Origin of the sequence: Enterobacter cloacae complex sp. GF14B (genome assembly GCF_004136805.1) — a bacterium.
In the GTDB taxonomy this organism is placed as follows: Bacteria; Pseudomonadota; Gammaproteobacteria; order Enterobacterales; family Enterobacteriaceae; genus Enterobacter; species Enterobacter hormaechei_C.
On sequence record NZ_QFRV01000225.1, the window covers coordinates 1 to 1,915 of the forward strand.

Sequence of the window (1,915 nt, forward strand, 5' to 3'; positions counted from 1 at the left end):
GGTTTGGCGCGCAGCCAGACGGAGGCATCCGGCTCGCGCTGGGCAGGGAACCAGACCACCGAGGGCAGTACCGTTGCGCCATTAACCAAAGGCGCAAGCTGGGCTTTCTGCTCCACGCCGTTTTGCAGCGCGCAGACCACGGTGTTTTCATCGCACAGGGCACGCAGCCACCCGGCGCTGTCGGCATTTTGTGTCGTTTTGACCGCCAAAAAAACGAGGTCAACGGGGCGCGTAATGACGCTGGGATCGGTGAGTACCGGACCGGGCACCACAGTTTCACCCTCATCATGACGCAGGCGCAGTTCCGGATGCGCGGTGCGACCACACAGCAGCGGCGTGCGGCCCGCTTCATGCAGCACCGCGGCGATGGTGGTCCCAATCGCACCGGGTCCTGTCAGCGCAATGGTTGGATAGTCAGACATGGGTCACTCCCCTTTTGCTAAGCCTGCAATCAGTTATACCACCCTGAAAAGAGCGCGCCACGCCCATTGTCTATACTCAATTCATAACAGACAACGGAGTGCGCCATGCCTTTACCCGACTTCAAATCCTCTGAACCTTATACCCTCGGCATTGAGCTCGAACTCCAGGTGGTTAACCCGCCGGGTTACGATCTGAGCCAGGACTCCTCTGCCCTCATCGCCGCCGTCAAAGACGACATCAAAGGGGGCGAAGTCAAACACGACATTACCGAAAGCATGCTCGAAATCGCCACCGGCGTGTGCCAGACCATCGACCAGGCAGCGGCGCAGTTCTCGGTGATGCAGCAGAGCATCCTGCGCGCGGCGGCGGAGCATCACATCCAGATCTGCGGCGGCGGAACGCACCCGTTCCAGAAGTGGCAGCGTCAGGAGGTGTGTGACGACGAGCGCTATAACGTCACGCTGGAGCGCTTTGGCTATCTGATTTTGCAGGCGACGGTGTTCGGCCAGCACGTACACGTCGGCTGTCGGACCGGGGACGACGCAATTTATCTACTGCACGGCCTGTCGCGCTTTGTGCCGCACTTTATCGCCCTGGCCGCCGCATCACCGTATATGCAGGGCACGGACACGAAGTTCGCCTCATCGCGTCTCAACATCTTCTCGGGCTTCCCGGATAACGGACAGATGCCGTGGGTCAACAGCTGGCAGGAGTTCGAGGGGCTGTTCCGCCGCCTGAGTTCCACCAGCATGATCGACAGCATTAAGGATCTGCACTGGGACATCCGCCCCAGCCCGCATTTTGGCACCGTGGAGGTGCGGGTAATGGATACGCCGCTGACGCTCGGCCACGCGATTAACATCGCCGGGCTTATTCAGGCGACGTCGCACTGGCTGTTGACCGCGCGGCCGTATAAGCATCAGGAACGGGATTTTCTGCTGTATCGCTTTAACCGTTTTCAGGCCTGTCGCTACGGGCTGGAAGGCATTCTGACAGACGTGCATACCGGCGAGCACAAAACCGTGGCGGAAGATATCGCCTGGCTGCTGGAGCAGGTTGCGCCGTCCGCCGAGAAGCTCGGCGCGACAAGCGCAATCAAGGAAATTGCCCTGCTGTTAAAGCAGGGCAAGAGCGAGGCGCAGCGCATGCGGGACTTTATCGCCGATGGCGGCTCGCTGATTTCTCTGGTGCAGAAGCACTGTGAGCTGTGGGCGACGAGTCCGTAAGGCCGTGGCCCCACTCGCGCAGGCGCTGGAACAGCACGAACAGCGCCGGGATGAACACTATCCCCACTACGGTCGCCACCAGCATGCCGCTGAAGACCGTAGTGCCGATGATGCGGCGGCTCTGGGCGCCCGCCCCGGTCGCCAGCATCATCGGCAGGACGCCGATAATGAACGACACGGCGGTCATCATTACCGCGCGGAAGCGGCGCGATGCTCCCTCCCGTGCGGCATCGACAATCGCCATTCCGTCCATGCGCCGGGCGCGG

At 61.4% G+C, this 1,915-nt stretch carries 3 protein-coding genes; 1 reads left to right on the forward strand and 2 read right to left on the reverse strand.

The window, feature by feature from the left end; genetic code table 11:
- Positions 1–422 (reverse strand): 2-dehydropantoate 2-reductase N-terminal domain-containing protein (locus tag DD606_RS24855; RefSeq protein WP_306768326.1); only part of this gene is annotated, 422 nt, incomplete at its 3' end.
- Positions 423–527: 105 nt separating this feature from the next.
- Here DD606_RS24855 and DD606_RS24860 point away from each other — a divergent pair.
- Positions 528–1,649 (forward strand): YbdK family carboxylate-amine ligase, encoded by a 1,122-nt coding sequence (locus tag DD606_RS24860; RefSeq protein ID WP_003858868.1) that lies wholly within the window; start codon positions 528–530, stop codon positions 1,647–1,649.
- Here DD606_RS24860 and DD606_RS24865 read toward each other — a convergent pair.
- A partial coding sequence (locus DD606_RS24865; protein WP_139158366.1) for an efflux RND transporter permease subunit occupies positions 1,579–1,915 on the reverse strand: 337 nt, incomplete at its 5' end. The two genes, DD606_RS24860 and DD606_RS24865, sit on opposite strands and share 71 nt — an antisense overlap.

Excerpts from the sequence above, each read along its gene's own strand:
- DD606_RS24860 (WP_003858868.1), top strand. The coding sequence starts at position 528 with ATGCCTTTACCCGACTTCAAATCCTCTGAACCTTATACCCTCGGCATT.